A 13,724-nucleotide genomic window follows, 5' to 3' on the forward strand; every position below is an offset into this window, starting at 1 on the left:
CTTACGCGGGGGTTACGACCCGAGCAGCTCGCGCACGGCGGGCGCCAGCGCCCGGAAGGCCCGCCCGCGGTGGCTGATGGCGTCCTTCTCCTCGGGAGCCAGCTCGGCCGTGGTGCGAGACTCCCCCTCGGGCACGAAGATCGGGTCGTACCCGAACCCTCCGGACCCCCGGGGCGTACGGACGAGGCTGCCCGGCAGCGTGCCCTCCACCACCCGGAACTGCCCGGACGGCAGCGCCAGCGCGGCGGCGCAGGCGAAGTGCGCGGTGAGCTTCTCGGCGGGCACGTCGGAGACCTGGGCGAGCAGCAGCTCCAGGTTGGCGCCGTCGTCGCCGTGCCGGCCCGCCCAGCGGGCCGAGAAGACGCCCGGCATGCCGTTGAGCACGTCGACGCAGAGCCCCGAGTCGTCGGCCACGGCGGGCAGCCCCGAACCCTGGGCGACCGCGTGCGCCTTGAGCAGGGCGTTCTCCTCGAACGTGACCCCGGTCTCGGCGATCTCGCCGATCGAGGGGAACTCCTCGAGCCCGACGATGTCGAACCCGGCGAGGATGCGGCGCAGCTCCGCGATCTTGCCCGCGTTGCGGGTGGCCAGCACGATCTTCATGACTCCAGGGCCTCCTGCTGGATCAGCGTCAGCTCCTCGCAGCCGGCCACGGCCAGGTCGAGGAGCTGGTCGAGCGCCCCGCGGTCGAACGGCGCGCCCTCGGCCGTGCCCTGGACCTCGACGAACGTGCCCTCGCCGGTCATCACGACGTTCATGTCGGTCTCGGCGGCGACGTCTTCGGTGTAGCAGAGGTCGAGCATCGGCACCGAGCCGACCACGCCGACGGAGACGGCCGAGACCGAGCCGATGAGCGGGTCGCCGGGGCACATGCGGCGCTCGCGCATCCAGGCGACCGCGTCGGCCAGCGCGACGTAGGCGCCCGTGATGGCGGCGGTCCTGGTACCGCCGTCGGCCTGCAGCACGTCGCAGTCGAGCAGAATGGAGTTTTCGCCCAACGCCTTGTAATCGACGCAGGCGCGCAGCGAACGCCCGATCAACCGGGAAATCTCGTGAGTGCGGCCGCCGATTTTGCCGCGGACCGATTCACGATCGTTACGTGTATTGGTCGCTCGCGGCAGCATGGCATATTCGGCCGTAACCCAGCCCTGGCCGCTGCCCCTGCGCCAGCGGGGCACGCTGTCCTGCACCGACGCGGCGCACAACACGCGCGTGCCGCCGAACTCGACCAGCACGGACCCTTCCGCATGCGTCAGCCATCGCCGGGTGATGGTGATGGGACGTAGCTGGTCAGGGTTGCGGCCATCCTGTCGGGACATGCAGATCACCCTATCTCCGAGCCGCGACACTCTTGACCAAATGTGTCCGCCACATGGATCCTTACGCAATGACAACGGGGGTGTTGCGAAACCCTGACTTCCTCCGGTTCCTCAGTTCGCATGTGGCGAACGAACTTGGGGCGAATATCTCACGCGTGGCCCTCCCGCTGGTAGCCGTGCTGGTGCTGCACGCTGGGCCCGCGGAAGTGGGGGTGCTGTCGTCGTTGCAGACGGCGGCGTTCCTGCTGATCGGCCTGCCCACGGGGGTGTGGGTCGACCGGATGCGCAAGCGCCGGGTGATGATGGCGTCCGATGTGATCAAGTTCGTGATGCTGGGGAGCATCCCGGTGGCGGTCGCGTTCGATGTGCTGACGATCGAGATGATGTTCGCGGTGGCGCTGCTGGTCGGGATGTCGCAGGTCTTCAACGACGTGGCCGACCAGACGTACCTGCCCCAACTGATCAGCACGCCGCTGCTCAGCGACGGCAACGCCAAGCTGGAGGTGGTGCGGTCGGGAGCGTTCCTGGCGGGGCCGGGGGTGGGGGGCGCGCTGGTGCAGCTGTTCGGCGCGCCGCGCACGGTCGTCGCCACCGCGCTCGGCGCGCTGGCCTCGGTGTTCCTGCTGCTGTCCATCAGGGTGCCCGACAAGCCGCCCGCCGACGTCCGGCGCGGCCCGCTGCTGCGGGAGATCCGCGAGGGCCTGGCGTACGTGTGGCGCGACCGGCTGTTACGGGCGTTCGTGGCCTCGTCGGGCATCAACAACCTGTGTGTGAGCGGCGTGCTGGGCCTGTCGGTGCTGTTCCTGGCCGAGACCGTCAAGCTGTCGCCGGGCGCGGTCGGCGCGCTGCTCATGTCCGGCGGGATCGGGGGGATCCTGGGCGGGCTGACCGGCGGCTGGCTGTCCAGGCGGCTCGGCAGCGCCAGGGCGACCCTGCTGGCCATCATCGTCGGCGCCCCGTCCGGCCTGCTCCTGCCCTTGACGCAGGCCGACTGGCGGGTGGTGTGCTTCGTCATCACCTCGATCATGATCTCCTGGGCCGCCACCATGTCGAACGTCGGCCAGACCACCTACCGGCAGACCGTCACGCCCGACCACCTGCTCGGCCGGGTCAACGCGTCGGTGCGCTTCGTGACGTGGGGCGTGATGCCGGTCGGCGCGCTGGTCGGCGGGCTCGTCGCGCAGCAGATCGGGGTGCGGGAGGCGCTGTGGCTGCTGATGATCGGCCGGATGGGGGCGTTCGTGCCGCTGCTGTTCTCGCCGCTGCCGCGCGTACGCGACTACACCGAGCTCCAGGCCAACGCCTGACACCGCGTCAGGCCAGGTCGTACACGGCGCCGCTGCGGGCCAGCTCCACCGGCCCCGCGTAACCGCCGCCCGAGGCCTCCTCCAGCACGGTGGCCTGGTCGTTCCACGGGACGAGGTGGGTCAGCACGAGCCTGCCCACGTCGGCCTTGGCCGCGTGCTCGGCCGCCTGGCGGCCGGTGAGGTGCAGGTCGGGAGGCAGGTCGGGGCCCTCGACGAACGACGCCTCGCACAGCAGCAGGTCGGTGCCCGCGGCCAGCTTGACCAGCTCGTTCGACTCCCCGGTGTCACCTGAGTAGGCGATGCTCCTGCCGCCGTTGGCGACCCGGAACCCGTACGCCTCGACCGGGTGGTTGACCAGGCCGGCGGTGAGCGTGAACGGCCCGATCTCGTACGAGCCCGGCGTCAGCGCCACGAACTCGAAGGCGGTCTCCAGCCCCGGCTCCTCCGGCATGCCGTACGCGGCCGCCAGCCGGGCGGGCGCGTCGGCGGGCGCGTAGACCGGCACGACGGGGTACGGCGCCGCGGGCCCGTACGTGCGCGCCACGTGGTAGCCGCAGATGTCGAGACAATGATCGGCGTGCAGGTGCGATAGGCAGATGGCGTCCACGTCGTACAGGCCGATGTGGCGTTGCAGCGCACCCAGCGACCCGCTGCCGAGGTCGAGCAGCAGCCTGAACCCGTCGGCTTCGAGAAGGTAGCAGGATGCGGGGCTGTCGGGCCCGGGGTAGCTCCCGGAACAGCCGACGATGGTCACCTTCATGTGGGCCTCCCGTTATAGGTAGTACCCCCCGCTGGTGCGACTTCGACCACATCGATCTCCGGGCCCAGGAACCGTCGCCCGAGCCGGGCGAAGAGCAGGGAGTCGCCGGTGGCGCGGAAGCGGTGCCGGGGGGTGGCCTCGCTTCCCGCCGCCAGATCGCGGTCGTGCAGGATCCGGTAGACGTCCTTGGCCGTCTCGTCGGCGCTGGAGATGAGCGTGACCCCTTCACCGGCGACGTAGGAGATCGCGCCGGTGAGCAGCGGGTAGTGCGTGCAGCCCAGGATGAGCGTGTCGCACCCGGCGGCCCTGATGGGCTCCAGGTACTCGCGCACGACCTCGATGAGCTCGTCGCTCATCGTCTCTCCACGCTCGACGTACTCCACCAGGCGTGGGGCGGCCACGCCGGTGAGCTGCACGTCGGGCGCCGCGGTGAAGGCGTCGTGATAGGCCATGGAGTCGATGGTGGCCCTGGTGGCGATCACCCCGACCCTGCCGTTGCGGGTGGCGCGCACCGCGCGCCTGGTGGCCGGCATGATCACCTCGACGACCGGCACGTCGTAGCGCTCGCGGGCGTCGCGCAGCACGGCGGAGCTGGCGCTGTTGCACGCGATCACGAGCATCTTGACGTCCTGCTCGACCAGGTGGTCCATGACCTCCAGGGCGTAGGCGCGCAGCTCCGCGAGGCGCTTGGGCCCGTACGGCTGATGGGCCGTGTCGGCCACGTAGGTGATGGATTCCTGGGGCAGCTGATCGATGATCGCGCGTGCGACCGTCAGGCCGCCGACCCCGCTGTCGAAGATCCCAATACTCGCGTCCGGCACGCTCTAGAGGGTAGGCGACCTGCACGATCAACACTGCGTAAGAATGCTCACACTGCGACACGTGGAGCGGGAAACGATGTTGCCTTGCTCACAGAAGGCGCGCATTCAGCGCGATATTTCAGCCTCGTCCGACGCGCGCGAGCTGGCGTGACTGGGCGACGAGGCGGCCGGTGGAGTCGCGCACCTCGACCTCCTCGTCGAACCATCCGTCGGAGACCAGCCGGCCGCTGCCGAGCAGCGTGAGCCAGCCGGGCGCGGGCAGGGCGCGCAGGTGCCAGGTGAGGTCCACAGTCGGCGCCCAGCCGCGCCCCCCGGCGGAGAACACCACGGGCGGCAGCGCGTCCACGGCCAGCGCCAGCACGTACGGGTCGGGGTCCTGGGGCTCGGCCATCCTGAAGTACGCCCGCGACTCCGGCCTGCCGGTGGGCTCGCCCTTCAGCCAGCCGATCGTGGGCGGGTCGAAGAGCAGGTCCATCTGGGCGTTCAGGGTCATGCCCGACTCCGGCTTGGGGTCGGGGAGCTTGGCGCAGTCCTCGATCGGCGGCATGCCGTGCGCTGCTTCATCGGTGTAGACCGGCTCGACGTCCTGCAGCGTGGCCGTGGTGATCAGGCCCTCGATCTGCGCCACGCCGTCCTGCACCAGCGTCGCCCTGGCGAACGCGGCCGTCCTGCCCGCCTTCAGCGGCTCGATCCTGACCTGCGCGGGCCCGGCGACCGGCGCCTTCAGGAACTGCGCAGTCTGGCTCACGGGATGCTCGAACGGCGAGGCGTCCACCGCCGCGCGCAGGATCACGGCCATCAGGTAGCCGCCGTTGAGCGGGCCGCCGATCGCGTATCCAGGGTCGAGACACACGTCATAGGTGTTCTCGTCCACCCTGATCGCCTGCGTGGCCTCGTCGAACTTGGTCATCCGCCCTGCCTCACATCTGGAACTATGTTCTAGACACTCTAGAGCATTCTTCCCTCAGCGCGCCTACCTGCGAAAACGTGATTCGGCTGACAACGTTTGATCATGGCAAGTGTCACCGAACTCATCGGTCAGTCCGTTTGGGACTCCAACGGGGTGTGGGTCGGTTTCGTGGTGGACATCCGGGTGGTCAAGCACAAGGGCGAGCTCCAGCAGAGCCACACGGTCTACGGCCTCGTCGTCTCCAGCCGCCGTGCCCCTCTCCTGCTCGGCCTCACCCGTGATCGCCAGGGCCGATCGGCCTGGGTCTCGCGGACGCTGGCGCGGATGGTCTACGCCGGGTGCACGTTCGTGCCGTGGGAGCACGTCCTGGACTACGGAGACGGGGAGGTCCACATCGATGTTCTGAGAAAAGAGCTGAACCGCGTCTAATTCCAACTTCAGCACATTGCAAGCGCCCGTCTAGCAACATCAGATACTTTCTCTGTGGTCAAAAGTCCACATTGTGAGTTGAGTGATGTCTGCGAACAATCCCCCCTATGGCCAGGATCCTGACCGGACCACGGCGTACAACTGGAACCAGGGGCAGCAGCCGGAGCAGCAGCCGACGGCTCAGTATCCGGGCCCGCCCTACCCACCGCAGCAGCCGTACCAGCAGCAGCAGTACGGCCAGCCGCAGTACGACGCTCAAGGTCAGGGTGCCTACGGTCAGCAGGCGTCCTACGGCCAGCAGCCCGACTACGGCCCCCAGCACGGGCAGCAGCAGCCCTCCTACGGCGGCGCGCCCCAGTACGGCGGCCAGCAGGCCCAGCAGGGCTGGCAACAGGACCAAGGCGGCTGGCAGCAGCAACAGCAGCAGCCCCAGCAGGGCTGGCAGCAGGAGCAGGCCGGCTGGCAGCAGGACCAGGGCTGGCAACAGCAGCAGGGCCAGTACAACCAGGGCGGCTGGCAGCACCAGGGTCCCGACGGCTTCGGCCAGCAGGAGCCGCCGAAGAAGGGCCGCAAGAGCTGGGTGATCGCCGTCGCGGCGGCACTCGCCGTGGTCCTGCTCGGCGGCGGCGCGGTCTGGGCCGTGGGCGCCTTCGGCGGCGGCGGCACGCAGCCGAACGACGTGCTCCCCGCCGACTCGATCGCCTACGCCCGCCTCGACCTGGACCCGGCCGCGAACCAGAAGCTGGCGCTGTTCCAGCTCGCCAGGAAGTTCACGGTCACCAAGGACTCCTTCTCCGGCGAGGACCCGCGCAAGGCGCTGTTCGACCTGGTCAACGAGCAGGACTCCGACAGCAAGCTGGACTTCGCCAAGGACGTCGACCCGTGGCTGGGCAGCCGGGTCGGCTTCGCCGCCGTCCCCTCCGGCAAGGAGGAGCCCGACTTCGCGGTGGCGGTGCAGGTCAAGGACCAGGAGCTGGCCAAGGCCGGCATCGCCAAGCTCATGGAGGGCGACAAGTACGGCCTGGCCTTCCGCGAGGACTACGCGCTGCTGAGCTCCACCCAGGCCCTGGCCGACAAGTACGCCCAGGGCGAGGGCAGCCTGTCCGACAACGCCGAGTTCAGCGAGGACATGGGCGCGGTCGGCGAGCAGGGCGTGCTGTCGTTCTGGGCCGACATGGGCGGCCTGATGGAGCTGGCCAAGAAGCAGATCCCGGCCGACCAGCAGGCGGCCGTCGAGCAGGTCAAGGACGCCAGGTTCGCCGGCGCGCTGCGCTTCGACAGCGCCTACGTCGAGCTCGCCGGCATCGTGCGCGGCGCCAAGGGCATGGCCCCGCAGGGCGACCTGCCCAAGGCCGACCTCGGCACCCTGCCCGCCTCCACGGCCGGCGCGCTGTCGATCTCCGGCCTCGACCAGGTGGTCACCAAGCAGTGGGCCGAGATCGAGAAGCAGGCCACGGCGACCGGCGGCACCGAGATCAGCCAGATGCTCCAGCAGGCCAAGACCCAGTTCGGCCTGGAGCTGCCCGGCGACCTGGCCACGGTCTTCGGCAAGAACTTCACGGTCGCCCTCGACAGCGAGGGCCTGGACAGCGACCAGGTCAAGGGCGGCGTGCGCGTGATGACCGACCCGGCCAAGGCGCAGGCGGTCCTCGACAAGGTCCAGGCGGCGCTCACGCAGAACGGCGGGACCGCCCCGCAGATCGCCAAGGTCTCCGGTGACGGCGTCTTCACGGTGGCGACGACCGACGAGTACGCCAAGAAGCTGGCCGAGGAGGGCACGCTCGGCGATTCCGAGACGTTCCAGACCGCGATCCCCAACGCGGCCGACGTGAACTACGCGCTCTTCGTGGACCTCGACAAGGTCGAGAAGCTCTACCTGGCCTCCATGGAGGGCGACGACAAGGCCAACGCCCAGGTGCTGCGCGCCGTCGGGCTGAGCGGCACGCAGACCGACACCGAGGCGACGTTCTCGCTGCGGCTGCTGTTCAACTGAGGGCGGTAGAACGAAAGGGCGGCCGGTCGACGAGGACCGGCCGCCCTTCCTTCATGTTCCGCCCTCATGCCCGCTAGGCCCAGAGCTGGCCTTCCAGGCGCTCTTCGGCCTCTTCCAGGGTGCCCTCGTAGGCGCCCGTGGACAGGTACTTCCAGCCGCCGTCGGCCACCACGAACACGACGTCGGCACGCTCGCCCGCCTTGGCCGCCTTCCTGGCCACGCCCAGCGCGGCGTGCAGCGCGGCCCCGGTCGAGACGCCGGCGAAGATGCCCTCGGAGGCCAGCAGCTCGCGGGTGCGGCGCAGCGCGTCGGCCGAGCCCACCGAGAAGCGGGTGGTCAGCACCGACTCGTCGTAGAGCTCGGGGATGAACCCCTCGTCCACGTTGCGCAGCCCGTACACCAGCTCGCCGTAGCGCGGCTCGGCGGCGACGATCTGCACGCCCGGCACCCGCTCGCGCAGGAACCGCCCGACGCCCATCAGCGTGCCGGTCGTGCCGAGCCCGGCCACGAAGTGGGTGACCGTGGGCAGGTCCTCAAGGATCTCGGGGCCCGTGGTCTCGTAGTGGGAGCGCCAGTTGGCCGGGTTGCCGTACTGGTAGAGCATCACCCAGTCGGGGTGCTCGGCGGCCAGCCCCTTGGCCACCCGCACGGCCTCGTTGGAGCCGCCGGCGGCGGGCGAGGAGATGATCTCGGCGCCCCACATGCGCAGGAGCTGGCGGCGCTCCTCGGAGGTGTTCTCCGGCATCACGCAGATCAGCCGGTAGCCCTTGAGCTTGGCCGACATGGCCAGCGAGATGCCGGTGTTGCCGCTGGTCGGCTCGAGGATCGTGCAACCCGGCGTGAGCAGCCCGTCCTTCTCGGCCTCCTGGATCATCCAGAGGGCCGGCCGGTCCTTGATCGAGCCGGTGGGGTTGCGGTCCTCCAGCTTGGCCCAGATCCGCACGTCGGCAGAGGGCGACAACCTCGGCAACCCCACCAGGGGGGTGCGGCCGACCGAGTCGATCAGTGAATCGAAGCGCATGTCACCCGCCGGCGACTGCGGGGAGCACGGTCACCGTGTCGCCGTCGGACACCGGCGTGCCCAGACCGCCGAGGAAGCGCACGTCCTCGTCGTTCAGGTAGACGTTGACGAAGCGGCGCAGGCTGCCGTCGTCGACCAGGCGCTCCTTGATGCCGGGGTGAGCGGCCTCGAGATTGCTGATCAGCTCTTCGAGCGTGGCGCCCTCGGCGCTCACGGCCTTGGCGCCGTCGGTGTAGTTGCGCAGGATGGTCGGAATGCGAACCTCGATGGCCATCGCGGTCAGTCTCCTCAGGTCAGGTCGTCGTCCCATCGGCATGCAACGCCGATGGCTGGATGCGGATTCCGAGTCAGCGACAGTCGTAGACGACGACAGCAGGAGTGTGGGCGAAGAGGAAGCTCTGCACCGGCCTGACCATCATGGGAGAAACCTTACCTCTTCCTCCGTGACCACACCGTCGAGGATGCGGTAGGAGCGGAACTCCACCTCGTTCTCGTCCCTGGTGGAGACCAGGACGTAGTGGGCGCCGGGCTCGGAGGCGTAGGAGATGTCGGTGCGCGACGGGTACGCCTCGGTGGCGGTGTGGGAGTGGTAGATCACGACCGGCTCCTCGTCCAGGTCGTCCATCTCCCGCCACACCCGGAACTGCTCCATCGAGTCGAAGCGGTAGAAGGTCGGGGAACGCTCGGCGTTCTCCATGGGGATGAACCGCTCGGGCACGCCGTTCTTCCCCGCGATGACGCCGCACGCCTCGTCCGGGTGATCAGCCCGGGCATGGGCGACGATCTTGTCCACCAGTTCCTGCGAGATCGACAGCATGCCCGGAAATTACCAGAGCGCCCGGACCAGGCTGTCCTGGAGGTAGGTCAACCAGTCGTAGGTCACGTAGGCCGGGTAACGGGGGTCGTCCTCGGACATCATCGCGATCTCGTCGTGCACCTCTTCGGTCACGTCGAGCTTGGTGCCGAGCGTCAGGCGCAGGTCGTTGAGCGAGCGCAGCCACGCCTGGGCCTCCTCGGGCGACAGCTCGAACCGCCCCGACCGCGCGGTCTCGTGCACGGTCTGGGCGTCGGCCCGCTTGCCGTCGCGCAGCGTGGCCTCGGTGTAGCGGCGGAACTCCACCGACTCCTTCTCGTCCTCGTACGCCGAGGGGAACAGCCTGGCCAGCACCGGATCCGACGGCGCCGCCCCGTCACCGATGCCCAGCGCCCGCTCCAGCGGGTCGTCGCTGGTCTGCCCCGGCGAGACGATGCCCAGCATCATGGAGACGAGCGAGCGCAGCAGCGAGACCTCGGCGGCCTCGAACACCGCCACGACGCCGCCGTTCCTGCCCCGCGAGAACCCCGAGCTCACCGGTGCCGCCTCACTGACCTCATGCGATTCACTTGACCGAGTCCGGCTGGAGCGTCGCCCACAGGCCGTAGGAGTGGAGAATCTGCACATCCCTTTCCATCTCCTCGCGCGTGCCACTGGACACGACAGCCTTGCCCTTGTGGTGCACGTCCATCATCAGCTTCTCGGCCTTCTCCCGGGTGTAGCCGAAGACCGTTTGGAAGACATAGGTCACGTAGGACATGAGGTTGACCGGGTCATTCCAGACGATGGTCACCCATGGCAGATCGGGCCGGACGTCCGATGACGGACGCTCGACGGTGATTGGAGCGGTGCTACCCACATCCCCGAGTCTGCCCTATCTGGGCCGTAGTCTTCGAGTCGTGACAATGACCATGAGCACTGCGTTGCTCACAGATCACTATGAGCTGACGATGCTGCAGGCCGCTCTGCGGAGCGGCGCGGCCCACCGGCGCGCGGTTTTCGAGGTGTTCGCCCGCCACCTGCCAGGTGGCCGCCGCTACGGGGTTGTCGCCGGTACCGGACGTGTCCTGGACGAGCTTGAACGCTTCCGTTTCGGTGACGATGAACTCACCTATCTGCGCGAGCGCGGAGTCGTGGACGAGACCACTCTGGCGTTTCTGGCCGATTACCGCTTCTCCGGGAACATCTACGGCTACCGCGAGGGCGACCTCTACTTCCCCGCCTCCCCGATCATGGTGGTGGAGGGCACGTTCGCCGAGGCCGTGCTGCTGGAGACCGTCGCGCTGTCCATACTGAACCACGACTGCGCGATCGCCTCCGCCGCCTCCCGCATGACGAACGCCGCCGGCAAGCGGCCGCTCATCGAGATGGGTTCGCGCCGCACGCACGAGGCCGCCGCGGTGGCCGCCGCCAGGGCCGCGTACATCGCCGGGTTCGCCTCGACCTCCAACCTGATGGCCGGGCGCCTGTACGGGGTTCCCACGGCCGGCACGGCGGCGCACGCGTTCACGCTGCTGCACGACTCCGAGCGGGCGGCGTTCGAGGCCCAGATCGCCTCGCTGGGGCCGGAGACCACGCTTCTGGTGGACACCTACGACGTGCCCGCGGCCGTACGGACGGCCGTGGAGCTGGCCGGCACCAAGCTGGGCGCGGTCCGCATCGACTCCGGCGACCTGGCCGCCGCGGCGCAGGAGGTGCGCGAGCAGCTCGACTCGCTCGGCGCCTTCGACACCCGCATCCTGGTCACCTCCGACCTCGACGAGTACGCCATCGCCGCGCTCGCCGCCGCCCCCGTGGACGGCTACGGCGTCGGCACCTCCCTGGTGACCGGCTCGGGCGTGCCGACGGCGGCCCTGGTGTACAAGCTGGTGGCGCGGGAGACGGCCACCGGCAAGCTGGAGGCCGTGGCCAAGCGCTCGGTGGGCAAGCCGTCGCGCGGGGGCCGCAAGGAGGCGTACCGGCTGCTCGACGACCAGGGCCACGCCGAGACCGAGCTGATCACCACCGGCGGCCTCGTCCCCGAGGGCGGCATCCCCCTGCTGCACGAGCTGGTGCGCGACGGCGAGGTCGTCGGCCGCGAACCCCTGGCCGCCGCCCGCGACCGGCACGCCGCCGCCGTCGCCACCCTTCCCCAGGAGGCCCTCCACCTCGGCCGCGGGTACGCGGCGATCCCCACAGAATTCTCCTGACGTATCGTGCTACCTATGGGCACCGCGTTGATCATCGTCGATGTGCAGAACGACTTCTGCGAGGGCGGCAGCCTGGCCGTGGCCGGGGGCTCGGAGGTGGCCGCGGGGATCACCCGCCACGTGGCCGACCACGGCTACGACCACGTCGTGGCGACCCGCGACTACCACATCTCCCCCGGCACCCACTTCGCCGATGCCCCCGACTACGTCTCCACCTGGCCCGCCCACTGCGTCGCCGGCACGCCCGGAGCCGACTTCCACCCGTCGTTCGACGTGTCGGCGGTGGAGGAGGTCTTCAGCAAGGGGGCGTACGAGGCGGCGTACAGCGGCTTCGAGGGCACGTCCGGCGACGGGGTGCCGCTGGCCGACTGGCTGCGGGAGCGCGGGGTGCGCGAGGTCGACGTGGTGGGCATCGCCACCGACCACTGCGTGCGCGCCACGGCCCTCGACGCGGTCAAGCACGGGCTGGCGGTGCGGGTGCTGCTGGACCTGACGGCCGGCGTCGCCCCGGCGACCACGGAGGCGGCGCTGGCGGAGCTGCGCGAGGCAGGCGCCGTCCTTCGGGGAGCGCCTGCCCTGGGCTGAGGGCCGCCGATCACGAAGTGTGCACACTGGGCAACGCTCAGGTCATGTGATATCGAAGAGGGCGAACCCACTCCGAAGGCGGAGTAACACGGAGAGTGACAACTCTTCCCATCAGTGGAGGTTCCTCATGCTGCCCCTCTCCCTCGGCATGGCCTGGCTCCTTCTCGCCCCCCTCTGCCTGTGGCTGCTGATCAGGGGCAGCAACACCGAGCGCGCGGGCGCGATCGTGACGTTAGCCCTGCTGGAGGCCGGGACGATCGCGATGAACGCCCTCCTCCACCCCGCCGTCCCCGTCCAGCCCGCCGCCGCCCACATCCTGCCGGCCCCGCCCGCCCGCACCGGCGGCGTCCCGATGCCCGCCTCCTGTGACGAGCGGGCCCAGGTGCCCCGCACCGCCGAGGCGAAGGCCGGCGGGGAGTTGCTGCTGAGCTGGCCGGCGGCATCGCGCGAGTGCGACCGCGCCGAGGTCACGCTCCTCGCCCGGGACGGAAAGCTGCTCATCTGGCTGCGCACGGTTCGGCGCACCGGGGAGCACGAGGCCCGCGGGGGCGTGCTCACGCTGCCCGTCCGCGTCAAGGACGGCACGGCGTCGCTGAAGGTCCCGTTGCACGGCAAGGCCCGCTACGTCCCGGCGGACGGGCGCAGCGGCCGGCCCATCCCGGGATCGGCCGCGTAAGAGGGGACGAGAGGAGTTCAGGGGTGGGCGATGGCCATCCGCAGCGCGTCGTCGAACAGGGCGAACACCTCGAACGCGTGCCGCAAGCCGGTGATCGACAAGACCCGGGCCATCACCCCCTGGACCCCGCCGAGCAGCAGCCTCGTACCCCTGAGCTCGCACCGCTGCATGATGTCGACGAGTTCGTTCATCCCCATGGAGTCGCAGAACGAGACCTCGCCGAGATCCAGGATCAGGAAGGGTTTGGGCGGCAGCTCCCAGATGCGCTGCAGGTGCTCCCGCAGGATCGGCAGCGCGTCGACGTCGAGCTCGCCCTCGAGCCTGATGATGATGGCGTTTCGAGAGAGGCCGGAAGTGACGGCGAGCGTCGACTTTCCGGTGGCCTCAGACGACATGGGCAAAGTCCTTCTGCATATCCGCAAGACAGCCAAGAGTGGTTGTTGCCACTCCCGTCGAGCTTCTAACAGAAGGCCACTGCTCTGTGTCCAAATGCGCAGAGTCACGCATCGTAATCACCGGCCCGGCGACCTTTTCATACGCTTTGACCTGCGAAAACGCACGCCACCGGGCCTGCGCCGTCATACCGCCCGATAGGTGACCAAGTACGCGAGGGTAAGGACGGCGAGGACGCCGAGCAGGACGCTCGTGCCGCCGACCACCATCACAACATGCGTATGGCGGAACATCTTGCGCATCGCGGCCACCGTCAGTCCGATCAGGACGGTCAGGATGACGAGGGACACCTGTCTGGAGTCGATGGCCGTGAAGATCCCCGCCGCGAATGCGAGGGACAGCGCCTGCATTTTCTTCCTCCTGCCGGCCGCGCCCATGGCCCGATTCCGTGCGTATCAATGGATCGAGCGAGCAAGCGCGTACCTTTTTTCCGGGAAATGAAGCTGA

18 protein-coding genes are annotated in these 13,724 nt (G+C 69.3%); 6 read left to right on the top strand and 12 right to left on the bottom strand.

Going from position 1 to position 13,724, the window contains the following annotated elements:
- Positions 1-12: 12 nt before the first annotated feature.
- Both rdgB and rph read right to left on the bottom strand, forming a co-directional pair.
- Positions 13-603: an RdgB/HAM1 family non-canonical purine NTP pyrophosphatase gene (gene rdgB / locus ACBJ32_RS19415; RefSeq protein ID WP_375127912.1), complete on the bottom strand. Its 591-nt coding sequence runs from the start codon at positions 601-603 to the stop codon at positions 13-15.
- The gene (gene rph / locus ACBJ32_RS19420) at positions 600-1,319 is read right to left on the bottom strand and encodes a ribonuclease PH (protein WP_357875973.1); all 720 of its coding nucleotides are present in this window, start codon (positions 1,317-1,319) and stop codon (positions 600-602) included. The genes rdgB and rph overlap by 4 nt, the downstream gene beginning before the upstream one ends.
- Before the next feature lie 68 nt (positions 1,320-1,387).
- Here rph and ACBJ32_RS19425 point away from each other — a divergent pair, with 68 nt between their 5' ends.
- Positions 1,388-2,626: an MFS transporter gene (locus ACBJ32_RS19425; RefSeq protein ID WP_375127913.1), complete on the top strand. Its 1,239-nt coding sequence runs from the start codon at positions 1,388-1,390 to the stop codon at positions 2,624-2,626.
- Positions 2,627-2,633: 7 nt separating this feature from the next.
- On the opposite strand, the gene ACBJ32_RS19430 is transcribed toward ACBJ32_RS19425, so the two are convergent.
- From ACBJ32_RS19430 to ACBJ32_RS19440, 3 genes are all read right to left on the bottom strand, one after another.
- Positions 2,634-3,386, bottom strand: coding sequence for an MBL fold metallo-hydrolase (locus tag ACBJ32_RS19430; RefSeq protein ID WP_357875647.1), 753 nt, complete (start codon positions 3,384-3,386; stop codon positions 2,634-2,636).
- A complete protein-coding gene (gene murI / locus ACBJ32_RS19435) occupies positions 3,383-4,207 on the bottom strand; it encodes a glutamate racemase (RefSeq protein WP_357875649.1) in 825 nt (274 codons plus the stop codon). Before murI ends, ACBJ32_RS19430 begins: the two co-directional genes overlap by 4 nt.
- 118 nt (positions 4,208-4,325) lie before the next feature.
- The gene (locus ACBJ32_RS19440; protein WP_375127914.1) at positions 4,326-5,117 is read right to left on the bottom strand and encodes a thioesterase family protein; all 792 of its coding nucleotides are present in this window, start codon (positions 5,115-5,117) and stop codon (positions 4,326-4,328) included.
- Positions 5,118-5,219: 102 nt separating this feature from the next.
- Between ACBJ32_RS19440 and ACBJ32_RS19445 the strand changes: the two genes are divergently transcribed.
- Together ACBJ32_RS19445 and ACBJ32_RS19450 are read left to right on the top strand one after the other, a co-directional pair.
- Entirely contained in the window at positions 5,220-5,546 is a 327-nt protein-coding gene (locus ACBJ32_RS19445) for a hypothetical protein (RefSeq protein ID WP_375127915.1), read from the top strand.
- 85 nt (positions 5,547-5,631) lie between these two features.
- Entirely contained in the window at positions 5,632-7,539 is a 1,908-nt protein-coding gene (locus ACBJ32_RS19450) for a DUF3352 domain-containing protein (protein WP_375127916.1), read from the top strand.
- Between the two features lie 73 nt (positions 7,540-7,612).
- Here the strand turns inward: ACBJ32_RS19450 and ACBJ32_RS19455 are convergent, their stop codons facing one another.
- The 5 genes from ACBJ32_RS19455 to clpS form a co-directional block, all read right to left on the bottom strand.
- Positions 7,613-8,560 (bottom strand): cysteine synthase, encoded by a 948-nt coding sequence (locus ACBJ32_RS19455; protein ID WP_357875657.1) that lies wholly within the window; start codon positions 8,558-8,560, stop codon positions 7,613-7,615.
- A 1-nt stretch (position 8,561) separates the two neighbouring features.
- On the bottom strand, positions 8,562-8,834 hold the full coding sequence (locus ACBJ32_RS19460) for a MoaD/ThiS family protein (RefSeq protein ID WP_253750202.1): 273 nt from the start codon (positions 8,832-8,834) through the stop codon (positions 8,562-8,564).
- Between the two features lie 141 nt (positions 8,835-8,975).
- Positions 8,976-9,377: a M67 family metallopeptidase gene (locus ACBJ32_RS19465; protein ID WP_357875659.1), complete on the bottom strand. Its 402-nt coding sequence runs from the start codon at positions 9,375-9,377 to the stop codon at positions 8,976-8,978.
- A 9-nt stretch (positions 9,378-9,386) separates the two neighbouring features.
- On the bottom strand, positions 9,387-9,911 hold the full coding sequence (locus ACBJ32_RS19470; RefSeq protein ID WP_357875661.1) for a DUF2017 domain-containing protein: 525 nt from the start codon (positions 9,909-9,911) through the stop codon (positions 9,387-9,389).
- Between the two features lie 28 nt (positions 9,912-9,939).
- A complete protein-coding gene (gene clpS, locus ACBJ32_RS19475) occupies positions 9,940-10,233 on the bottom strand; it encodes an ATP-dependent Clp protease adapter ClpS (RefSeq protein WP_225272180.1) in 294 nt (97 codons plus the stop codon).
- A gap of 46 nt (positions 10,234-10,279) precedes the next feature.
- Between clpS and ACBJ32_RS19480 the strand changes: the two genes are divergently transcribed.
- The 3 genes from ACBJ32_RS19480 to ACBJ32_RS19490 all read left to right on the top strand — a co-directional run bounded on the left by ACBJ32_RS19480 (position 10,280) and on the right by ACBJ32_RS19490 (position 12,824).
- Positions 10,280-11,563 carry a nicotinate phosphoribosyltransferase gene (locus ACBJ32_RS19480; protein ID WP_375127917.1) on the top strand — a complete coding sequence of 428 codons (1,284 nt, stop codon included), beginning with the start codon at positions 10,280-10,282 and terminating at the stop codon, positions 11,561-11,563.
- A 15-nt stretch (positions 11,564-11,578) separates the two neighbouring features.
- Complete coding sequence (locus tag ACBJ32_RS19485; protein WP_375127918.1) at positions 11,579-12,148, top strand: nicotinamidase; 570 nt, start codon at positions 11,579-11,581, stop codon at positions 12,146-12,148.
- Between the two features lie 127 nt (positions 12,149-12,275).
- The gene (locus ACBJ32_RS19490) at positions 12,276-12,824 is read left to right on the top strand and encodes a hypothetical protein (RefSeq protein ID WP_375127919.1); all 549 of its coding nucleotides are present in this window, start codon (positions 12,276-12,278) and stop codon (positions 12,822-12,824) included.
- Positions 12,825-12,841: 17 nt separating this feature from the next.
- Here the strand turns inward: ACBJ32_RS19490 and ACBJ32_RS19495 are convergent, their stop codons facing one another.
- A complete protein-coding gene (locus tag ACBJ32_RS19495; protein WP_375127920.1) occupies positions 12,842-13,219 on the bottom strand; it encodes an STAS domain-containing protein in 378 nt (125 codons plus the stop codon).
- Between the two features lie 183 nt (positions 13,220-13,402).
- Positions 13,403-13,627, bottom strand: a complete 225-nt coding sequence (locus ACBJ32_RS19500; RefSeq protein ID WP_375127921.1) for a hypothetical protein — start codon at positions 13,625-13,627, stop codon at positions 13,403-13,405.
- Positions 13,628-13,724 lie beyond the last annotated feature (97 nt).

The sequence above is a fragment of the Nonomuraea sp. GTA35 genome (assembly GCF_041950525.1).
Classification (GTDB): domain Bacteria; phylum Actinomycetota; class Actinomycetes; order Streptosporangiales; family Streptosporangiaceae; genus Nonomuraea.

Coding starts and splice junctions, on each gene's coding strand:
- rdgB (WP_375127912.1), bottom strand. CDS start 603: ATGAAGATCGTGCTGGCCACCCGCAACGCGGGCAAGATCGCGGAGCTG.
- rph (WP_357875973.1), bottom strand. CDS start 1,319: ATGTCCCGACAGGATGGCCGCAACCCTGACCAGCTACGTCCCATCACC.
- ACBJ32_RS19425 (WP_375127913.1), top strand. CDS start 1,388: ATGACAACGGGGGTGTTGCGAAACCCTGACTTCCTCCGGTTCCTCAGT.
- ACBJ32_RS19430 (WP_357875647.1), bottom strand. CDS start 3,386: ATGAAGGTGACCATCGTCGGCTGTTCCGGGAGCTACCCCGGGCCCGAC.
- ACBJ32_RS19440 (WP_375127914.1), bottom strand. CDS start 5,117: ATGACCAAGTTCGACGAGGCCACGCAGGCGATCAGGGTGGACGAGAAC.
- ACBJ32_RS19445 (WP_375127915.1), top strand. CDS start 5,220: ATGGCAAGTGTCACCGAACTCATCGGTCAGTCCGTTTGGGACTCCAAC.
- ACBJ32_RS19450 (WP_375127916.1), top strand. CDS start 5,632: ATGTCTGCGAACAATCCCCCCTATGGCCAGGATCCTGACCGGACCACG.
- ACBJ32_RS19455 (WP_357875657.1), bottom strand. CDS start 8,560: ATGCGCTTCGATTCACTGATCGACTCGGTCGGCCGCACCCCCCTGGTG.
- ACBJ32_RS19460 (WP_253750202.1), bottom strand. CDS start 8,834: ATGGCCATCGAGGTTCGCATTCCGACCATCCTGCGCAACTACACCGAC.
- ACBJ32_RS19465 (WP_357875659.1), bottom strand. CDS start 9,377: ATGCTGTCGATCTCGCAGGAACTGGTGGACAAGATCGTCGCCCATGCC.
- ACBJ32_RS19480 (WP_375127917.1), top strand. CDS start 10,280: ATGACCATGAGCACTGCGTTGCTCACAGATCACTATGAGCTGACGATG.
- ACBJ32_RS19485 (WP_375127918.1), top strand. CDS start 11,579: ATGGGCACCGCGTTGATCATCGTCGATGTGCAGAACGACTTCTGCGAG.
- ACBJ32_RS19490 (WP_375127919.1), top strand. CDS start 12,276: ATGCTGCCCCTCTCCCTCGGCATGGCCTGGCTCCTTCTCGCCCCCCTC.
- ACBJ32_RS19495 (WP_375127920.1), bottom strand. CDS start 13,219: ATGTCGTCTGAGGCCACCGGAAAGTCGACGCTCGCCGTCACTTCCGGC.
- ACBJ32_RS19500 (WP_375127921.1), bottom strand. CDS start 13,627: ATGCAGGCGCTGTCCCTCGCATTCGCGGCGGGGATCTTCACGGCCATC.